This is a genomic window from Qipengyuania polymorpha, from assembly GCF_019711435.1.
In the GTDB taxonomy this organism is placed as follows: domain Bacteria; phylum Pseudomonadota; class Alphaproteobacteria; order Sphingomonadales; family Sphingomonadaceae; genus Qipengyuania; species Qipengyuania polymorpha.
This window is the reverse complement of the sequence record NZ_JAIGNK010000004.1, coordinates 188,149-207,057: the sequence shown is the minus strand read 5'-3', so window position 1 is coordinate 207,057 and position 18,909 is coordinate 188,149. Positions and strand designations below refer to the sequence as shown.

General features: G+C 60.6%; 16 protein-coding genes and 2 tRNA genes. 9 read left to right on the top strand and 9 right to left on the bottom strand.

The genetic code is table 11. The features are described from left to right. Positions 1-4: 4 nt before the first annotated feature. Positions 5-1,186, bottom strand: coding sequence for an amino acid aminotransferase (locus tag K3152_RS13160; protein ID WP_221574590.1), 1,182 nt, complete (start codon positions 1,184-1,186; stop codon positions 5-7). A gap of 87 nt (positions 1,187-1,273) precedes the next feature. Continuing rightward, positions 1,274-2,059 carry a DUF1134 domain-containing protein gene (locus K3152_RS13155; protein WP_221574589.1) on the bottom strand — a complete coding sequence of 262 codons (786 nt, stop codon included), beginning with the start codon at positions 2,057-2,059 and terminating at the stop codon, positions 1,274-1,276. 229 nt (positions 2,060-2,288) lie between these two features. Here K3152_RS13155 and K3152_RS13150 point away from each other — a divergent pair. Next, positions 2,289-2,380, top strand: a tRNA-Ser gene (locus tag K3152_RS13150). Between the two features lie 14 nt (positions 2,381-2,394). Here K3152_RS13150 and K3152_RS13145 read toward each other — a convergent pair. The 6 genes from K3152_RS13145 to hspQ form a co-directional block, all read right to left on the bottom strand. Continuing rightward, positions 2,395-2,688, bottom strand: coding sequence for a hypothetical protein (locus K3152_RS13145; protein ID WP_221574588.1), 294 nt, complete (start codon positions 2,686-2,688; stop codon positions 2,395-2,397). An 87-nt stretch (positions 2,689-2,775) separates the two neighbouring features. Beyond that, positions 2,776-5,196, bottom strand: a complete 2,421-nt coding sequence (locus tag K3152_RS13140; protein WP_221574587.1) for a M10 family metallopeptidase C-terminal domain-containing protein — start codon at positions 5,194-5,196, stop codon at positions 2,776-2,778. Between the two features lie 121 nt (positions 5,197-5,317). Further along, positions 5,318-6,673: an HlyD family type I secretion periplasmic adaptor subunit gene (locus K3152_RS13135; protein ID WP_221574586.1), complete on the bottom strand. Its 1,356-nt coding sequence runs from the start codon at positions 6,671-6,673 to the stop codon at positions 5,318-5,320. After that, a complete protein-coding gene (locus K3152_RS13130; RefSeq protein ID WP_221574619.1) occupies positions 6,670-8,391 on the bottom strand; it encodes a type I secretion system permease/ATPase in 1,722 nt (573 codons plus the stop codon). Before K3152_RS13130 ends, K3152_RS13135 begins: the two co-directional genes overlap by 4 nt. A gap of 5 nt (positions 8,392-8,396) precedes the next feature. Continuing rightward, entirely contained in the window at positions 8,397-9,845 is a 1,449-nt protein-coding gene (locus K3152_RS13125; RefSeq protein WP_221574585.1) for a TolC family protein, read from the bottom strand. Positions 9,846-10,209: 364 nt separating this feature from the next. Further along, a complete protein-coding gene (gene hspQ, locus K3152_RS13120; protein WP_221574584.1) occupies positions 10,210-10,590 on the bottom strand; it encodes a heat shock protein HspQ in 381 nt (126 codons plus the stop codon). 160 nt (positions 10,591-10,750) lie between these two features. Between hspQ and K3152_RS13115 the strand changes: the two genes are divergently transcribed. From K3152_RS13115 to K3152_RS13105, 4 genes are all read left to right on the top strand, one after another. Then, a tRNA-Ser gene (locus K3152_RS13115) sits at positions 10,751-10,840 on the top strand. A gap of 98 nt (positions 10,841-10,938) precedes the next feature. Further along, entirely contained in the window at positions 10,939-11,253 is a 315-nt protein-coding gene (locus K3152_RS14395) for a DUF6538 domain-containing protein (protein ID WP_425594682.1), read from the top strand. 96 nt (positions 11,254-11,349) lie between these two features. Then, on the top strand, positions 11,350-12,567 hold the full coding sequence (locus tag K3152_RS13110; RefSeq protein ID WP_221574583.1) for a site-specific integrase: 1,218 nt from the start codon (positions 11,350-11,352) through the stop codon (positions 12,565-12,567). Between the two features lie 186 nt (positions 12,568-12,753). Continuing rightward, positions 12,754-13,923, top strand: a complete 1,170-nt coding sequence (locus K3152_RS13105; RefSeq protein WP_221574582.1) for a DNA cytosine methyltransferase — start codon at positions 12,754-12,756, stop codon at positions 13,921-13,923. Positions 13,924-13,925: 2 nt separating this feature from the next. On the opposite strand, the gene K3152_RS13100 is transcribed toward K3152_RS13105, so the two are convergent. Beyond that, a complete protein-coding gene (locus K3152_RS13100; protein ID WP_221574581.1) occupies positions 13,926-15,014 on the bottom strand; it encodes a restriction endonuclease, SacI family in 1,089 nt (362 codons plus the stop codon). A gap of 259 nt (positions 15,015-15,273) precedes the next feature. On the opposite strand from K3152_RS13100, the gene K3152_RS13095 reads away from it, so the two are divergent. From K3152_RS13095 to K3152_RS13080, 4 genes are all read left to right on the top strand, one after another. Continuing rightward, on the top strand, positions 15,274-15,858 hold the full coding sequence (locus K3152_RS13095; protein ID WP_221574580.1) for a recombinase family protein: 585 nt from the start codon (positions 15,274-15,276) through the stop codon (positions 15,856-15,858). Positions 15,859-16,211: 353 nt separating this feature from the next. Beyond that, complete coding sequence (locus K3152_RS13090) at positions 16,212-17,417, top strand: hypothetical protein (protein WP_221574579.1); 1,206 nt, start codon at positions 16,212-16,214, stop codon at positions 17,415-17,417. A gap of 186 nt (positions 17,418-17,603) precedes the next feature. After that, complete coding sequence (locus K3152_RS13085) at positions 17,604-18,284, top strand: hypothetical protein (protein ID WP_221574578.1); 681 nt, start codon at positions 17,604-17,606, stop codon at positions 18,282-18,284. Beyond that, on the top strand, positions 18,281-18,661 hold the full coding sequence (locus tag K3152_RS13080; protein WP_221574577.1) for a hypothetical protein: 381 nt from the start codon (positions 18,281-18,283) through the stop codon (positions 18,659-18,661). Before K3152_RS13085 ends, K3152_RS13080 begins: the two co-directional genes overlap by 4 nt. Positions 18,662-18,909: the final 248 nt, after the last annotated feature.

The following is an 18,909-nucleotide window of genomic DNA, read 5'->3' as shown; positions in this document are numbered from 1 at the left end:
CGGCTCAGCCCTTGGTCACATCGCCCAGCGCGGCGATGAACTTCTCGGTATTGCCCGCGTGAAGGCCCGCCACATTGATGCGGCCCGAGCCAGCCATGTAGATGCCGTGGTCCTCGCGCAGCGAAGCAATCTGGTCCTTCGAAAGCGGCAGCATGGCGAAGAGGCCGTTTTGTCCGGCCAGCGCGGCAAGCCCGAGGCCGGGGACTTCGTTGTCGGCAGCGCCCAGCCGGTCGCGCACGCGGCGCATGCGGGTGCGCATTTCATCGAGTTCTTCGAGCCAGACTGCCGTCATGCCTTCGTCTTCGAGCAGCAGGCGCACTGCCGCGCCGCCATGGTCGGGCGGCATGGACCAGTTGGCGCGGGCCAGAGCGTTGGCGTTGGAGGCGATGGCGGCAAGCTCGCCGCCGTCCTTCGCCATCATGTAGAAGGCGCCCACTCGGTCGCGGTAGAGGCCGAAGTTCTTGTCGCAGCTATAGGCCACCAGCGCCTCGGGCACCTTGCCCAGAACCGCGCGCACGCCCTGCACGTCCTCTTCCATGCCCTGCCCCAGCCCCTGGTAGGCGATGTCGAGGATGGGCAGCACCCCGCTTTCGGCAAAAGCATCGGCAATCGCGGCCCATTGCTCGGCAGTATAGTCGATGCCGGTAGGGTTGTGGCAGCAGCCGTGGAGCAGCACCGCCCCGTCGCCCGTCGCATCGCGGATTGCTCCGAGCACGGCGTCGAGGTCGGCCGTGCCGTCGTCGCTCGCGTGGTTGAAGGTGACGGTCTCCACGCCGACGTCGTCGAGGATTTGCGCGTGGTTGGGCCAGCTCGGCACGCCGAGGAATATGCGCTTCACCCCGGCCTTCTGCGCCAGAGCGACGGCAAGGCGGACAGCGCCCGTGCCGCCCGGCGTCTGCATTCCCTCGATACGCGGGGCGAGCGGCGAGCCCTCGCCGAAGATGTACGGCATCAGCGCCTTCACGAAACCGCTGTCGCCTTCGGGCCCGAGGTAGCTCTTGGAATCCTGCACCTCGAGGAGCCGCTGTTCGGCCTGCTTGATGGCGCGGAAGACGGGCGTCGCGCCGTCATTGGTGCGGTAGACGCCTACGCCAAGGTCGATCTTGTCGTCGCGCGGGTCCGCAGCGTGCATTTTGATGAGGGCGAGGAGGGCGTCGGGGGCCTGGGCTTTAAGGTTATCGAGCATGCGCCGCTCTTTGCGCAAACATGGCTGGGGCCGCAACCTCAATCGAGATTGCGGCCCCTCAAATGGCGCTTGTTGTCCGCAGTTCGCTTAGAACGGCAGCCACTTCTGCTTCTTGGAGAATTTCATGTAGCCCGCGTTGACGCCGAGCCGCAGGCCCGCGCCGACGCGGATGGGGATGAGCACCACGTCGCCCTTGCGCACATAGCTCGCGTTGAGGCCGCCCACGGCATAGGCTGTGCCTTCGGCTGCCGGGAAGCGCTCGTAGAGTTCTTCGGTGTCGTAGAGATTGTAGACCAGCACAAAGGTGCTGCCGGCGTTCGCGCCCGCGTCGATGCCGACCGAGGGGCCGGTCCAGTAGACGGGCATCTCGCCCTCGACCTTGTGGAAGAGCGTGCCCGAGCCGTAGCGCGCGCCGACGATGAAGGCCCCGCCGGCCTCGCGGCCGACGATATAGCCATTGGGTTCGCCCTGGTCGGCCAAGAGTTTGCGGATCATCTTGGCGACGCCTTCCGCGCCCTTGCCGAACACGCCCTCGGCCGCGCCGATGAGATCGTCCTCACGATAGGTGGTGGAGGGGTCCTCGACCTGCGCGGTTTCGACCGCGTCGGAGGCTGCGGCTTCGGCGGACTGCTCGTTCCATTCGGGCGGGTTCGAGACGGTCGGCGTCTGCCAGTCGCCGCTGGTGTCGGCGGTCGTGGCGGTCTCCGTGTCCGAAACCGGCGGGAGTTCATCCTGCACCGGCTCGAGGTCGCCATCGATGGGCGCATCCCACGCCGCATCGGGGTCGACCGATTCGACCTGCGCGGCCAGCGGGCTCGCGGCGATGGAGAAAGCGGCGACAAGGCCAGCGGCGAGTTTTGTGACGGTGTTCATCGTGATCCCTTTGTCCGGCGTCGCGGCGCCCAGCCAAAGCGCTGCACCGCAACCAGAATCCCAATTGAGCACCTCTGCAATGAAAGCGCGATGAACCGAATCGATTGCGGGCTGAAACGAGTCCCGCATGCGGCAAACAGCCTATTTCACAATCGCCCGATTTCTTCCTTGAAGGGGGCGGGAGTGCTGGCTATAGCGCGCCCCTCGCAGCCGAGAGGCCTTGCGATGCGGAGACGTGGGTGAGTGGCTGAAACCAGCTCCCTGCTAAGGAGCCATACCTGGTAACGGGTATCGAGGGTTCGAATCCCTCCGTCTCCGCCACGACCTTCTTCCGGTTACGGGCGATCGGCCTCGAGCTGCCGCACGAAGCTGCGCGCGAACCCGGCCCATTTTGCCTCGTCCAGTGGCGCATCCATCACGTCGAAATCGAGGACCAGCATCTCCTCCCCGTCCTTACCCAGCGCGACCGCGCGCGCCGAGTAGGGCGACACCTGCGTCAGGGACAGGGCCGCGATGTCGTCGCGCTCGAGCGCAGCCACTTCTGCCTTGAATACAGCACATGCGTCGATGCCTTCGTCACCTGCCGCATCACCGCTTACGAATGTGCAGGAGATCTGCTCTTCGCTCATGGGCACATCTTCCCCCGGCGCCATGCACCCTGTCGAGAACAACAGCATGGAAGCAAGGAGGTCGCGCATAGCCGTCCCGGTGCCACGTCAGAGCACGGGTGTATCGGCACCGAGGATAGCATCGTCGGTGCCACCCAGTGGGGGCGGCGGTGCGGATGCCCCCAATGCGGTGAAGTGCGAGGCCTTCAGCGCCGTCTGCGCGGTGACCTGCGCGAACAGATAGGCCTGCTCGCCGCCGACACCGTCGGGGTCATAGAACAGCTTGCCGGTCGACCACTGGTAGATGATGCGGTCATTGGCATCGCTGGCCTGGGTGCCATAGGCAAAGGCGCTTTCGGACAACTGGCCCCATGCGAGTTCTCCGAAACCGACATTCCGCCTCAGCGAGATGCTGTCCTCGGCGGTGTCGAAATCGGTTATGATGTTCATGTTGGCATCGCCGAACATTTCCATTTCGAAGGTATCGGGACCGCTTCCGCCGGTGAGGATATCGACACCGAAACCGCCCGAGAGCAAATCGCCGCCATTGCCGCCCGACAATTCGTCTGCCCCTTCGCTGCCGAACAGCTTGTCCCAGCCCGCTCCGCCGAGCATGACATCATCGCCGCCCTCGCCATAGAGGAAGTCGTTGCCGCCCTCCCCTTCGATGACATCGTTGCCGAGGCCGCCCTGCATGGTGTCCTGGCCAAGGCCACCGAACATCTCGTCGGTGCCGTCCTCGCCATCCATGGTATCGTCGCCATCGTCGCCGAACAGCCGGTCTCCGCCTTCGCCGCCGAGGATATTGTCGTTACCCGCACCGCCGCGGATGAAGTCCTTGCCGAGATTGCCGTTCAGCCAGTCGTTTCCGTCCTCGCCGAAAAGGGTGTCATTGCCATTTCCGCCCGCGGCCGTGTCGTTACCCAGCCCGCCATAGATGCTGTCGTAGCCGTTCGAGCCGTAAAGCGTATCGTCACCATTGCCGCCGTGCATCTCGTCATTGTTGAGACCGCCGCGGATTTCATCATTGTTGTCGTTGCCGTAAAGCTTGTCCTCGCCGACGCCGCCATAGATGATGTCATTGCCCGCATTGCCGGAAATCTGGTCGTTCCCGTCGAAGCCGCTGAGATAGTCGTCTCCGCCATTGCCCTGCAGCAGATTGTCGGCCGCATTGCCGTAAACCGTGTCGGCGCCCGAGCCCGCGCGGGCCCATTCGATGACCGTGCCGCGCGCGATCGACACATTGCCGACCAGGCCGCCGATGTTGGAGAAGGATTCTTCCCTCAGGTCGATAAGCTGGTCTTGCGAGAAACCGCTGTAGTCCAGCTCGTCGAAAGCGCCGCCGCTGTCGACGATCGTATAAGCGACCGTGGGGTACTGGTTCGCATCGTGGATGGCGCGGTCGGAGGTCGAGTTGAAGCCATAGACCGTCGAGCCAAGGCGCGTCGTGGTCGAGGCACCGTAAAGGTCGATCATCGCCGCCACATCGGCCATCATCGGCGAACCGACATAGGCGAAGGAGAAGCCTTCCTGGCTCAGGTAGGTGTTATCGTTGACGTCGAAATAGCTCATGACGGTGTAGGGCCAGCCGTCGTTGAGATAGAGCGCCTCGTTGGCGTAGCTCGCATCGCCATTGTAATTGCCCGCATGGCCTAGGCCCAGTGCGTGGCCGATTTCGTGCAGGTAGGTCTGGAAAGCGTAGCTGTTGAAATCCGAGTTCGCCGGGATCCAGCTGGAATTGATGTTGACGTCCGAACTGATGATGCGGGTGCCGGACCGCGATGACAGCGAATAGGCACCTTCGAGATTGTTGGTGAAGGTAATCTCGGCATTGCTGCCCACCTCCTGGAAGGTGATGCCGATGACGTCGCCCCACAGCAGCAGTGCTTCGCGCGCGAGGCTTTGTTCGGTAGCGTTGAGAGTGGTGATGTCGACCGTGATGATGCCATCGACACCGACTTCGAAGGAGCGCTGGCTGCCGCCCCAATAGCCTTCGGTCAGCTGGTCCGATATCTGGTCGATGGTGAAGAGTTCGAGCGGTGCGGCCTCGCTCACGGTCAGCGTGTATTCGCCCGTTTCGAGGCTGTTGTAGGAATCGGCCTCGATATAATAGGTGCCGGTGGTCGAAGCGGTGAAGCGCATCAGCGAGTTGAGACCGTCGCCGCCATCGTCGTTGCGCGCCAGCTCGAAACCGCTGGAGTTGTAAATGGCAAGATAGGTGTCGGGAACCGGGTTGCTGCCGGTGCCGGACAGCGAGATGGAGATGGTTTGTCCCGCCTCGAGCTCGATGCGGAACCAGTCGGTATCACCAACGGCTTCCAATTCGTCGGTGACGCTTTCGCCGACGGAAATGGTGGCGGTGGTCGATGCGTTGCCCGGGATGTCCTCGCCATTGGCGTAGACCACCGAGCCGGATGCGTAGTGGTCCTTGGCGTCGAGCACGGGCGTGACGATGGTCTCCCCGCCCATGAGTGTGCGGCTGTCGGACTTGCATACCGAGCACGCGCAGCATGGTTCGACTTCAAACATCCACTGACCCTTCCCAATCTGTCGGAGCGCAAGGCGCTGCCCCCGGCAAAGTCACCTTGCCAGAAAACCTATCGCATATCACGCCTTTCGGCGTGATTAATCCGTTCCGGACCAGTCCCTACTACTCGCGGAAGGCCGTTTCCGACAGGCGCGTGATGGGCGTGAGGATGTATTGCAGCACGGTGCGCTTGTCGCCCAGCAGGCTGACGTCGGCAATCATGCCCGGGCCGATGGCAAGCTCCTGCCCGCCGGGCCCTTCGAGCGCGTTGTCCTGTGTGGTGACGCGCACGAGATAGTAGATCTCGCCCGATTGCGGGTCCTGGATGGAGTCTGCCGAGATGGTCGAAACCACGCCGTCGAGCTTGCCATAGACCGACTGGTCATAGGCTGTGATGCCGACATTGGCTTTCTGTCCGATGCGGACATTGCCGATGTCCTGCGGCGATACGCGCGCTTCGACCAGCAGGCTTTCCTCCTGCGCCACCAGTTCGACCAGCGCTTCGCCCGGGCTGACCGCACTGCCGCGCGTCGTCACGAGAACGCGGCTGACCTTGCCCTTGATGGGCGCGCGCAGCGTGGTGCGCTGGAAGCGTTCCTGCAGTGCGGGGAGCGTGCTCGAACGGGCTTCGAATTCGGCCTGCGTCACGGCAAGCTCGCTCGCCGCCTGTTCGCGCCAGTCCTGCCTGATGCGGGCGAGGTTGGCGCTAGCTTCGGCGACCTGCGCCTGTGCGCGGCCGAGCGTGGCGCGTGCGCCTTCGAGGTCGCTGCGGGCGCTCGATGCCTCGGCTTCGGCGCGGGTCAGGGTGAGACGCGGTTCGATGCCGTTCTCGACCAGCGGGCGGAGGGCGGAAAGCTCGGTCTCGGCGCGGGTGAGCGCGCTCTGCCGCGAGGCAATGGCGGCATTGGCTTCCGCCACCTGCTGGCGCGAACGCTGGAGCTGGGCCGAGCCTGCTGCAAGCGCACTGCGAAGGTTTGCCTGGCGCGAAGCATAAAGCGCCTTCTCGATTTCGAGCTGGCGCGCGGCCTCTTCGTCGGCCGGGGCCGGATAGCTGGGCGCGCGGCCGGTCACTTCGGCGGTGAGGCGCGCCACCTTCATGTCGAGCGCATCGGCAGTCGCCTTGGTGCTGCCGAGGTTGGCGCCACTTTCGGTGGGGTCCAGCAGCAGCAGCGGCTGGCCTGCGGTCACGTCTTCGCCGGGACGTACGAGGATGTCCTCGAGGATACCGCCCTCGAGGCTGGAGACGACCTGTAACTCGCTGCTTGAAATCACGCGGCCCATGCCGCGCACGGTGCGGTCGATTTCGGCGAAGGCGGCCCAGATCAGGAAGATGACGAAGAAGAGGAGGATGCCCCAGAAGAGCAGCTTCGACGCCTTGCCGGGCTCGATATCGTCGACGAGGTCTTCGATATGCCGTTCGTGCTCCTCGTCATGGATGACGATGGGCTCTTCGGATTGTTCTGCGGGAAGCGTGTTCATGCCTGCTTGCCCCCTTGCGCGAGCTTCTTGAGCACTTCGTCGCGCGGTCCGTCGGCCACGACCTTGCCGCGGTCCATGATGATGATGCGGTCGACCAGCTTCAGGAGAGGCTGGCGGTGGGTGACGACGACCAGCGTGCGGCCTTTCAGTTCCTCATCGAGGCGACCGATGAGGTCAGCCTCGGTCTGCGCGTCCATCGCGCTGGTCGGCTCGTCCATCACCACGATGGGCGGCTTGCCGGCCAGCGCGCGGGCAACGGCAATCGACTGGCGCTGGCCGCCCGAGAGGCCGTCACCGCGGTCGACCAGCTTGAGGTCGTAGCCGTTGGAAATGCGCGAGACGAAGAGGTCGGTGCCCGAAACGCGGCTCGAGCGCAGCATTTCCTCGTCGTCGATGAAAGGACGCTCGAGCACGATATTCTCGCGGATGGAGCCGGAAAAAAGCGCCGGCTCCTGCAGCACCGAGCCGATTTGCGCGCGCAGCGAATAAGGGTCGAACTGGGCAAGGTCGACGCCGTCAACGAGGACCATGCCTTCCTGCGGCGGATAAAGGCCCAGCATCAGGCGCGCGATGGTCGACTTGCCCGAGCCCACGCGGCCGAGCAGCGCGACATGCTGTCCCGGCTCGATTTTCAGGTTCACATTGTCGAGCGCGGGCGCGCTGCCGCCGGGATAGGTGAAGGTCACGCCGCGCAGTTCGATCGCGCCATCGGTCGTGCCCATTTCGAGCGGCTCGGTCTCGGGCCCCTCCTTGGGCTGGTCCATCAGCTGGCGGACATGGCGATAGGCGGTGCGGGTCGCGGTAATGCGCCCGACCAGCTGCGAAATCTGTGCCAGCGGTGCAATTGCGCGGCCGGCAAGGATGGAGCAGGCGATGAGGCCGCCCAGCGTCAGCTCGTTATCGGCCACCTGGAAAACGCCGATGATGACCACGCCGGCATAGCTTATCATCCCGGCAGTCGTGGCGAAGGTGGTGCCGACCGAGGAAATGAGGCGCTGGCGCATATTGCTATGGGCGTGTTCGCGGACCGCCTCGCGCCAGCGGCGCTTGAGCATGCCGTCCGCGCCCGACACCTTCACATGCTCGATGCTGCCGACGGTCTCGATGAGGACCGATTGCTTGAGCAGGCCCTGCCCCATGGTCTTGGCGGCAATGCGCTGGAGCGCAGGCTGCGAGGCGAGCCCGACGATGATGACAAGCGGCACCATGGCTGCAGGCACCGCGACCACCCATCCGCCGATGGCCCACACGACCAGCAGGGTGATGATGATGAACGGCAAGTCGACGATCGCGACCAGCGTGGCCGAGGCGAAGAAATCGCGGATCGATTCAAGCTCGCGCATGATGCCCGTCAGCGCGCCGGTCGAGCCCTTGCGCAGTTCGAGCCGCATGGCGGTCAGGCGGCCGAAGACTTCCTCGCCCACTTCCTCGTCGATTTTAGTCCCGGCGAAGTCGACGAAATAGGCGCGCAGGAGCTTGAGGATGAAGTCGAACAAGAGGATGATGCCGAGCCCGATGGAAAGCGCCAGCAGCGAGCCATAGGCGGCGTTGGGCACCACGCGGTCGTAAACCGTCATCGTGAATAGCGCGCTCGCAAGCCCGAAGATGTTGATGAGGGTCGCGGCCAGCGCGACCTTGCCATAGGTGCGCCAGTTGCGCTTGATCGGCTCGGCGAGCCAGTCGGCAATCCGCTTTTGCGGGATCTCGACGAGCGACATATCGCTCACAACGGCACCTCTTCTTCCTCGATTTCAAGCACGTCGAGCAGTCGCCCGGTGCGCAGCAATAGCACGTAGCGCGCCTGGTCCAGTTCGGTCAGCGCGCGAATATAGGATGATGCCGCGCGCAAATAGGCGTTCTGCGCATCGGCGACATCGAACAGTGAGCCGCGCAAGGCCCCGAAGCGCGCGAACACGATGTCGCGCGACTGGCGGGCGGCCTTGTAGGCTTCTTCGAGCGCGCGAACCTGTTCCTCGATCGCCTGCACGTCGGACCAGGCAATCGCGGCATCGCGGCGCGCTTCCTCGCGCAGACGGTCGGCCACCGCGTCGGCAGCTTCGGCCTCGGCCCATGCAGCGCGCGAACGCGACCACACGCCGCCGCCAAGGATGCGCCAGTTGAAATTGAGCGTGGCGCGCGTGTCGTAATCATTGCGGCCATCTTCGTAGATGCCGTAGCGCCCGTGATCGATGCGACCGGTAATCTGCGGCAGCTTCTCTGCCTCGGCAGCCATCACTTCACCGTCGCGCGCCTCGGCAATGGCTTCGGCGCTCTTCACCTGCGGCGCATTTTGCGCAGCGAGGATGGCGTAGTCCCGCGAAAAACGCGTGTCGCCGAGAAGTGGCGGACGCAGCAAACGGTCGGGAGGGGCGAAGCCGCTCAGCTCTTCGAAGCGGGCTTCCGCGCTCGCAAGCTGGCGCCGGACATTGGCAAGCTCGACCTCTGCCTGAGAGCGGAGGCTGGCCACGCGCACACGGTCACCCTCTGCCGAGACACCGCGTTCGATACGGGTCTCGATACCCGCATCGAGCGTGTCTTGCGCCTCGACGAAACCTTCGAGCAAGCGCTCGAGCGCCTGGAAGCCGAATACCTGCGTCCAGGCGATCACCATGTCGCCCGCGACATTGCCTGCCCTGGCTTCGCGCTCGAAACCGGCAGCCTCGAGACGCGCTGCCGCCGAACGCACGCGGCCTTGCGTACGGCCGAAGTCGATGAGCGGCTGGGCGATGGAGAAGGTAAAATCGACCCGGCTCTGCGGACGCGAACGTTCGATGAGGTTGAAGGGGTCGTTGGAAAAATTGCGCTCGAGCGTGGTGTAGGCCGAATAGCCCACGTCGATGGCGGGGAGATAGCCTGCCCGCGCTTCGCCGACGCGCGCTTCGGCCGCATTCTCGAGCGCTGCGGACTCGCGGTCCGTCGGGCTCTGCTCGAGCGCGGACACCACGATTGTGCGGAAAGTCTCGGGGTCAGCCTTGGCATCGCCCAGCGTCAGGACCGGGTCGTTCGCGAAGTCGATAGCCAGCGGCTTGGTCTCGGGCTGCGGCAGCGCGGGATCCTCGCCGGATTGCAGCGCTGCAGCCTGGCCTGTTTCCTGCGCGCACGCCTGCTGCGCGCCGACAGCAGCCAGCACGGCCCCGAGCGCAAATGCGCATCCAGATGCTAAGCTTTTCATCTCATTAACGATCCCTGTGACACGACTCCTAGCAGCCCATGGTTATCAAGGCATCAACAAAAAGCGCATCGTCAGGCCCTGCTAGCGGTAATTGGCCCCGAATAAAGGGGCAGGCGCGCGCACGGGCGAGAATTCAGAATTAATCCGGATTTACACTAAAAAAACCGCGAATTGCTTCCGGGTCGTTAACTTTCCTCGCTTACCGAAAGGGCAAGCGGGATGCAGCGCAGTGAGCGTTCGCCTCCCACAGGGAAACTCCCGGGGCGGACGACCTAGCCCTGAATCTGTCACGGGAGGGGGCCGGATTGCCATTGGCAGTCCGGCCCCAAACTTTTTGGCATCGATGTTACGAGTGGTGGCCGCGCTAGTGCGTCAGGCGATTGCGCATCCGGTAGCGGCCGTTCTCGAATTGCTCGAAATACTGGTGCACATCGGGATGCGAGACCGGGCCGGCGAGCGAATCCGCAATCAGGTTCTGCTGGCTTACATAGGCGACGTAATCGTTCTCGTCGCTCTCGGCGAGCAGGTGGTAGAACGGCTGGTCGCGGCGCGGACGAATCTCTTCGGGGATGGATTGGTACCAGTCCTCGCTATTGGCGAAGACCGGGTCGATATCGAAGATGACCCCGCGAAAATCGAATGTGCGATGCCTGACCACGTCGCCGATGGCGAAGCGCGTGAGGATACGGCGCGGCGCCTCGAGAGTGCGGCCGGCCTGTGCGGAGAAAAACGATGCCCTGTCCATGAATAGGCAGGATATGGTGCGCTGCGGCGGCAAGACAAGGGCAAGCCGAGCACCATCCCCCGTTTTCGCATGCAAAAGGGGTTGGCAAGCCGCGCAGGCAAGGCTAATGGGCGCCCTCGCTTCGACCGGGGCCACGGCCCATCAAGCGCACCCTACATGCGGAGAGGTGGCAGAGTGGTCGAATGCGCTGCACTCGAAATGCAGTATACGGGCAACCGTATCGAGGGTTCGAATCCCTCCCTCTCCGCCAGTCATTCCCTAAGCCCTTGAACCGTAAAAAGACGTTGAAAGCCCGTGAGTTATGGGCGATGAACTGTAACCTTTTGTGTAACATTTCTTGTTCCGAGGATCACGCTGCAACGGGTTGCAAATCATCGATACCTCTTCCGTCGTGGACAGAGGTACTACTTCAAGAGAGCGGTTCCGAAGGACGTTCGGTATGCCTTCGGCGGAAAACCGGTGGATGTCGTGGCCTTGGGGACAAGCGATCTTGGTGAGGCTCGCCATGCGTTGGCCGTCCGATTGGCGGAGTTCGAGCGGGTCGTGGCAGCTTCGCGGGCCAAGCCTGATCCGACACAGCACGCCCAGACGATCCGCCCGTTGTCTCATGTGCCCACGCCGAATGAGGTCGATGAAGCCGTAAGAGCGTGGCTTTCCAATTAGGAAAGGGCTGCGCTCCCTAACGAACTCCGTCGGCAAGAGCTTGGCGAGGCGGTAATTCAGGAGCAGGATCAAGTACGGAGTGGGACCAAGCGGGCCATGCAATCTCGCCACTCTCCGCCGCAGTTGCAAACGCAGTGGATCAGCGAGCATCTTTCGGTGAGACATGGATGGATTATACCTAGCGATGATCCTATCGGGGCCTACCTCACCCGCGCGGTTGCGCGAGCCGAAATCGCTTGGGCTGACATCGTAAAGGCCGAAGCGGCGTTCGAAAACAGGCCCGCTCCGACCGGGATTTTTGTTCCGGAGCTGTATCGACAGGATGCGGAGCGAACTCGCCGGGAAGGTGCACGCCAACCTACTTCTATTTTGTCTCTCTTCGACGCCTATGCCGTGGAGGCGAAGCCCTCTCCCGCGACTATTAAGGCATGGCGCGGATGCCTCCTTTCGTTGATTGACCATCTTGGGCACGATGACGCTTCCAAGGTGGTGAAATCGGACATCGTGGGCTGGAAGGACGCGCTGCTCATGCCTGTAGAGGGTAAGCCGTCGCGCTCGCAAAGCACTATCAGCAAAAAGTATCTAGCCGCAGCGAAGACCGTCTTTGGATGGGCGGAACGCAATGACAGATTGGCGACCAACCCAGCGGCAAACGTGGCCATCATAGTCCCGAGCAAAAGAAGGTTGAGGGCCGAACCCGGACTTACGGAGCAAGAGGCGCGGATCATACTTACCGCCTCGTCAAATGCAGAGCCGGACACCGCCCCGCTCCGAGGCTTTGGGAGGCGCTGGATACCTTGGCTCTGCGCGTACACGGGTGCGCGCGTTGGAGAGATTGCGCAACTTCGTGCCCAGGATGTGTTCGAGCATGACGAAGGTATCTGGTGTATCCGGATCACCCCAGAGGCAGGAGGTCAGAAGGCCAACATGGCGCGCGAGGTCCCGCTTCATCCACACTTGATCGAACAGGGTTTCCTCAAGGCTGTTGCGGGAAGGACGGGACCGCTCTTCTACGACCCTAGCAACCATCGTGGCGGCACTGCGGGCAATCCTCAGTATAAAAAGGTTGCAGAGCGCCTTGCGAAATGGGTTCGTGAACTAGGTATCACCGATAAAGAACTGCTGCCTAATCATGGATGGAGGCACCGGTTCAAGCGCGTCGCAAGGAGCGTTCGCATGGACCACGAGGCTCGCGACAATATTCAAGGACACGCCGCAAAAACAGAAGGCGACAAGTACGGCGGTACCAGCATTAGGTTCCGATATGAGGAGATATGCAAGCTTCCACGATACCAGATCTGCGAAAGTTCATAGCACTCCTCAAATCCGGCTTTTGGGCGATTTTTGCAACTTGTTGCACTTGGGCGATCTCTCGGAGTGGTGGAAAAGGACCTATCCAGCGATAGACAGAATTAGGTCCAAAATCGCAGTGTCTGGTTGCTTCGTTTCGTATTTGTTCTACGAGTTAGGGCAGGACGCAATCGATGAAAGGCGACGAAATTGAACTCCGAACACGATATGCCAGCATTCTCCGCTCTCTCGCTTTTTTCGGGAGCAGGTGGGATGGACGTTGGCGTCCGTGATGCGGGCTTCGAGATTGTGCTGGCGAACGACATAGATAGGGATGCGTGCGAAACCTATCGCCGTAATCACGGACACCACATTATTGAGGGTTCACTAACTGATATTCTCCCCCAGTTTTGTGACATAAAAGGCATCGATCTCCTGTTCGGCGGCCCCCCTTGCCAAGGCTTTTCTGTAGCCGGTCGGATGGACCCGAACGATCCTCGCAGTGCTCTCATGTCGTCCTATTTCGATGCCGTTGATGCCGTCCAGCCGCGCGCTTTCATTTGCGAGAACGTGAAGGCACTTGCATCCCTCAATCGTTGGGAGGAGGTCCGCAAGAACCTCTTGGAACGAGCCTCTGACAGGTACCACGTGCGGTTAATGGTCTTGAAGGCCTCGGACTTCGGCGTTCCGCAAAATCGTGAGCGGATGTTCATCGTGGGTGTTCGAAAAGAGGCTTCGGACCAAGCGGACTTTAGCTTGAAAGAGCGTCTCAATGAATTGCTGAAAGCTTCACGCTCGAAACCACGCTCGATCGGCGAGATAGTGCGCGATCTCGGCCCAGCTGGATCGCAGGGCAATATTCGAACTTGCAGCGCCAAAATCACATACGCGAAGGCGCCTGTACTGCGTCGCTCTCCCTATGCCGGAATGTTGTTCAATGGTGCTGGTCGTCCGTTCGATGCGGACGGGGTTTCGCCCACGCTTCCGGCATCTATGGGGGGCAATAAGACGCCGATTATTGATGAAGCGCAGATATTCGACGGTGAGGCGCCGTTTGTGGAGGCTTATCACCGAGGATTACTGGGTGGGGGGAAGGCAAGCAGTGGAACTGCACCGCCGCGACTGCGGCGTCTGACTGTTGACGAATGCTTGGCCATCCAGACATTCCCCAGTGACTATCAATTGGCTGGTTCCCGATCTGCCATGTATCGCCAGATCGGGAATGCTGTGCCATGCGGATTAGCAGAGGTGGTGGCTCGTGCAGTGCGTGAGATATTGGAGTGCCGATACGGTATGGAGGAGCGAGAAGAACCTATCATACCCAAGGGCCTGCAACTCCTCATGGAAGATAATGCTGCAGCGATCGGGCAAGCCGCGTAGCGTCAGCGTCCTGAATTGACCAGATCGTCGATAAGGGTCGCCAGCGACCTTCGATCCTCCAATTGCCCCCGTTTGTCCAACTCCTGGGTGAAGATGCCCATGAAGGCGGGGAGGTCACGCTCATCCTGATCGACAAGCGGAAGCCACGAGCGAATGACCTCCATGATGTCGATAACATCGATCCGATAGCCAAGCACACTGCGCGAGGTTAGAGCCTCCTCGACTGTCTTCCAGTCCGTTTTTTCCAGCCATTCCTTCCGACTGAACAGGTAGCCTCGCGAACATGCCATTCGACGCATTTCGTCGGACAGCTGATTTACGTGGGATGCGGTCACCGGCTGATCCTTGCACTCCGATAGCGCCACAACCGATCCTCGATGACGGCAAATCTGATCATAGGGTGTCGAGTCATTGACCTCGTGGCTCTCTACCTCGCTCCAGCCACCCGACATTTGGCTGCCGGTATATCGCAGTACAGCAGTCGCTGTGATCTCAAGGCGGGACCCTTTGCTGCTTTGCTGGCCCATCCAATCGTTTAGCAACTTCGCTGCGAAATGCGTGGTGATCCGAGGGGGCAGATTATAGGAGATTTTTGCGAGCTGGAGTTTCTCAGTGTAGGCCTTGCCGACTGCGCAAAGCACTTCAAGAGCTTCACGAGGGTTTGCCGATGCGTATGCCAGGAGCACTCGCAGTTCTTCTGCTCCAGCCAGCTTGTTACCCCGCTCCTCAACCCAGTTTTCGTCGACCTTCTCTTCACGGAAGGGGTTGGACACGAACGGGTCCTTCGAGAGCGCCATCGTGACCCCAAGCGCCTTAATGATCTCGCTCAATACGGGCCGGGTGGTTTTCTTATAGAGAGAGCGCAGATCAACACCCCCATGGCGCTTCTTAAGGATGTCGGGCTGGATTGTATTATCGGTCGCGGTCGCGGCTAGGTTTGTCATTGCGACAAGCGCACAATTGGGTGCGCCATCTGCAATCAAGGCTTGCGTGGCCATCTCAACGTTTTTCGGCAAGCTCAGGGTGCCAGTGAAACCCACTGCCGTACGGAGATTAGCCTTCATTCCATCAATAAGTGCGTTCTGATCCATTTGGATTCCTTTTCCAGTTCAGGGTCAGGCACCACTATGTGAGCTTTAAGTGTGAGTCAACATAAAAACTCACCTTAAAACACAATGCAAAACTCAGCAATCTCCTCACCATGGTGAATGGACGGAAAAATGGGGCTGCAAAAGTTGTAGGTTTTGAGGCGGCTCTCACGCACGAAGTTCGCTGCCTCAAAACATACGGTTTGCATATTCTGATGCAATATCATAATGTTACCCTATCTTTTGAGGCTTCGGAGACGACATGAGCCGCATAGCATATTACCGGGTTTCCACCGGCGGGCAGAGCATCGAAGCGCAGCGCGAAGCTTTGACTGGACCGTTCGACCGCGAGTTCATCGACGAAGGTGTCAGCGGGGCGAGTCTCGCAGCATCGCGGCCCGCATTTGCCAAGCTTCTCTCATACGTTCGTGAGGGTGACACCCTCTGTGTTTATGCACTTGATCGGCTCGGTCGCGACGCGCTGGATGTCCAATCGACTGTGCGCCGCTTGCTAGAAGATGGCATTACGCTTGATGTCCGTGGGCTAGGCCCCATCGGTAGGGGCGTAGGAGAGCTAATCGTCGCCGTACTCGCCCAGATCGCCGACATGGAACGGCAGCGCATCAGCGAACGATGCGAAGCGGGGCGAGCCGTTGCGCGCAAGTCGCTTCGCGAGACTGGCAGGACGCATAGGGGCAAGCCGAGCCTTGGGAGGCCGTTAGCCGCAGACCCAGCGGCAGTCCGTCAATGGCGCAACGATAATGGGGCAACAGTCCGCGAGACGATGCAGAAGTTCTCGATTTCCAAGGCTACAGTAGACCGTTACTGCGCCGTATCCCCCACTTAGGTGCGAAGCTGGAAAACCCCCAAGGTCGCAGGCCCCGTCTATAGGGGCGAAAAAGAAAAATCAGAAAAAACCAAATGACGAACAGGACGACATTACCACCTGCGCGGCCTCGCAAGAGAGACGGGCTGACGCAACTCGATTGGTCTAAAGGCCCCGAGGCGACGGAGTTCTGGCCAGACAAGATGCGTGTGACAGTGAGGGGCCGGGTCCAGTGGAGTGACGCCGGTTCCTTCCTCGGGTATCTGCGCGAGATCGGCCCAAGCAGCTTCATCAGGGCTGCGCCCACTGTAGGACGCAGGTTTCGCGCCGAGGTGAGATATGGAGCCGCCGTAAGCGGAGACCTCAAAATTAATATGGCATCTCCTGGACGAGCAGATGAATGCGTCGCGGGCGAAGCAAAAATCACACTCGAACTGAACCTCAACCCGACCACCACTCGTGCACTTGCGGTTCGTCGCAACGGCGCTGGCCTTGAAGACCTGACGCTAGCGCGGTTCTTCAAGCCTATCGCGTCAACTGACGAGGCGTTTCATGAAGGCGCATACTCGGAACGTCGAGAGATCGCGCTCGATCAAAGTGAGAATGTGCTGGTGTCTGTCGCCGAGCTAGGCGGAGCAACACCGGCAGAGCGCACTGCCGCAAGATCGGATTTTCTAAGCGTTTATGAAGCCAAGCTCCACGAGTTGGTTTTGGAGATGCTTAGCTGCGCAACTGCAACCGCCTATGGCGTCGAGGTTGCTTGGGGGTCACTAGTCCTACGTCAGGCTGAATTATACACCGAACGCCGCTGCAATGACCCGGTCGCTCTAACGCGACGTCTCACTGACCGAGGCTTGGACTTGGCACGGCGCATTAAACGGCAAGATTTCTGGGACGTGCCTAGCGACGGTCGCCCGGTCCCCACCAGCTTCGCTGTTTTCCAAGACGATGGCTTCCCTCACCTTGTGGTTCCTCTGACGGGGACGCGGAACGTGGAGTTGTCGATATACGCGAAGACTAACCTTCGAACCCGTTTTGAGGTCCGCTATCGGAGGGCATTTGGGCACCATTTGCGGGGTTGCAGCACCGGAAATGATCGCTTGATCTCTCTTCTCGATAGATTGGCGGAAAATGCGACCAAACGTTTGCCTTGGCGAGCGTTGGGGCGTGCCGCTTCAATCCCTCCTCGTGTAGATGTGGCGGACGTTCCGACCTTCGTTGGACATTTGGTTGAGGCAACTGCCGGTCAGGGCCATCTCTTCAACCCGCTTGTTAAGCAGGTGCTTCTCACCGGAGGCGCTATCGACGATGACCAGAGGAACCCCGGCATTAGCCGAGCGATTGGAAGCCTCGTTCGCGCCGGAGTGCTGTTTCGCTGGCAGGTGCAGCTAAAGGAACAGCGCGAGAGACGAAGATACGGCCTCACCGACCATTATGCAGCCGTTCGTATGGCGATGCTTTCCGGGTTCCTCCCAGACGACACCTGGAGAACCTCTGACCCCGACCAACACGAAAATGACTATGATCTAGCTGCGAGGATCATGGGAGGGCGTCAGTGGATCGAGAAACCCTACGAGTAGCCTTCGCCGTTTAGTCTCGAAAATGATTGCAACGAGTTGCACCGACGATTGAGGTAGAGTGATCTGGCGCTATTCGGCGTGGACATCTTTCCCTCATGCGTTGAATACGCGCCGTAAAGAGGTCAGCTACTTTATCTCACAATCTTTGAGGTCACGGTGGCGATTACACGACGTTGGGCTGGCAGGGTGTTCGGCACGAACACTGGCAACGTTTATTTGAAGCTTGAAGGCGAAGATGAGGCGCTTACGGGCGTTCTTAGGCTAAATGAACCCGGTATTGTTGCGGTCTACGCTGTAGAAGGCAGCTTCGACCCTCCCACCTTGTCCATCACTGGCCAGCCGCAAACCGAGATTGAGGGAGTGGAGTTTGGCACTTTCATCGCGAAAGGTGCGCTAGACGCTCGCGGACAGATACGAGGTGATTGGGAGACGTCCATCGGCACTGGGGGAACATTCCATCTATTCCCCCATGAACATGATGATGTGGCGCAAGAGGTCGGCGATGCCAACCAGCATCACTCGGCGAGGCACAACTTCGGAGCCATCCAGATTGATCGAGATGGCATCTTAAAGATCGCCCGCAGTCTACGTTCGGAGTTTCCTTCGGTGATCGTTTCGGTCAACACCGGGACCGAGCAAGCTCGCTATCTGGAGGACTTCGAACAGTTCGAGTTCGGCTCCGACACTGCATCATTGGTTCGCATATTCGCGCAGAAGCAAGACGCTGCTGTAGGCAGTCAGGCCGTTACGATCGAGTTCGGGCCTCAAGTGAATTGGGCGATGACACAAGGCGAGAACGAGGCATGGGTTCTTGGGAAACTAGAGGCCCTAAAGCGCACCATTCGGCATTCGAGCGTACATACGTGACAACCTATGCACGCTGGGGGATCAGCCTGAACCAGCTTTTGTTGCTCGTTGCCCTGATCCTTTTGCCAAGCTTCGCGACCCTTGCGGATCGCGCAATATTCATGGCGACAGGCGTTGTTCTTCTGCTGGCAGTGACGTGGCTGCACTCAAAGTACCTGCCCTTTGCGGCCATTTATCTCCGCAAGAAGAAGGATGGGTTTGTGCGGAAGCTCGGACCCTCGATGATTTCATGGATTAGTGGAATAATAGCGGGACTGGTCACGACAGTGGTTGGCGCACACCTTCTGGGCGTACTCGACCTCGACGAAGGGGAGGACCGAGGTGGCGACGTCGAGGTCGTTGCGCCGTCCACGCTGCCCCCTTCCGATACGCCCTAATCTGGAGCGCCACATGTAACATTTTCTGTTACATTCCTCGAGAGAAGGTTTGTTCTAAATAGCTGAAAAATACGTTCTTTATTTCTCGGGTCGAGTTTCCCTCCCTCTCCGCCACTTACCCTTGCCAACCCATCGACACGCATCCCGCAGTGACGCGGGAGCACCTGCCTCGCGCCCGGATTTCGTCCCTCGAAGGTTGCTTTCTATTCGGAGAAGGAAGGAGGGATTGGCCTGCGCTTCGCTTCGGC

What these genes read in the sequence shown, in the direction of transcription:
- hspQ (WP_221574584.1), bottom strand. Translation starts at nt 10,590, where the DNA reads ATGGACAGGGCATCGTTTTTCTCCGCACAGGCCGGCCGCACTCTCGAG.
- K3152_RS13160 (WP_221574590.1), bottom strand. Translation starts at nt 1,186, where the DNA reads ATGCTCGATAACCTTAAAGCCCAGGCCCCCGACGCCCTCCTCGCCCTC.
- K3152_RS13155 (WP_221574589.1), bottom strand. Translation starts at nt 2,059, where the DNA reads ATGAACACCGTCACAAAACTCGCCGCTGGCCTTGTCGCCGCTTTCTCC.
- K3152_RS13145 (WP_221574588.1), bottom strand. Translation starts at nt 2,688, where the DNA reads ATGAGCGAAGAGCAGATCTCCTGCACATTCGTAAGCGGTGATGCGGCA.
- K3152_RS13095 (WP_221574580.1), top strand. Translation starts at nt 15,274, where the DNA reads ATGAGCCGCATAGCATATTACCGGGTTTCCACCGGCGGGCAGAGCATC.
- K3152_RS13125 (WP_221574585.1), bottom strand. Translation starts at nt 9,845, where the DNA reads ATGAAAAGCTTAGCATCTGGATGCGCATTTGCGCTCGGGGCCGTGCTG.
- K3152_RS13140 (WP_221574587.1), bottom strand. Translation starts at nt 5,196, where the DNA reads ATGTTTGAAGTCGAACCATGCTGCGCGTGCTCGGTATGCAAGTCCGAC.
- K3152_RS13135 (WP_221574586.1), bottom strand. Translation starts at nt 6,673, where the DNA reads ATGAACACGCTTCCCGCAGAACAATCCGAAGAGCCCATCGTCATCCAT.
- K3152_RS13100 (WP_221574581.1), bottom strand. Translation starts at nt 15,014, where the DNA reads ATGGATCAGAACGCACTTATTGATGGAATGAAGGCTAATCTCCGTACG.
- K3152_RS13130 (WP_221574619.1), bottom strand. Translation starts at nt 8,391, where the DNA reads ATGTCGCTCGTCGAGATCCCGCAAAAGCGGATTGCCGACTGGCTCGCC.
- K3152_RS13090 (WP_221574579.1), top strand. Translation starts at nt 16,212, where the DNA reads ATGGCATCTCCTGGACGAGCAGATGAATGCGTCGCGGGCGAAGCAAAA.
- K3152_RS13110 (WP_221574583.1), top strand. Translation starts at nt 11,350, where the DNA reads ATGCAATCTCGCCACTCTCCGCCGCAGTTGCAAACGCAGTGGATCAGC.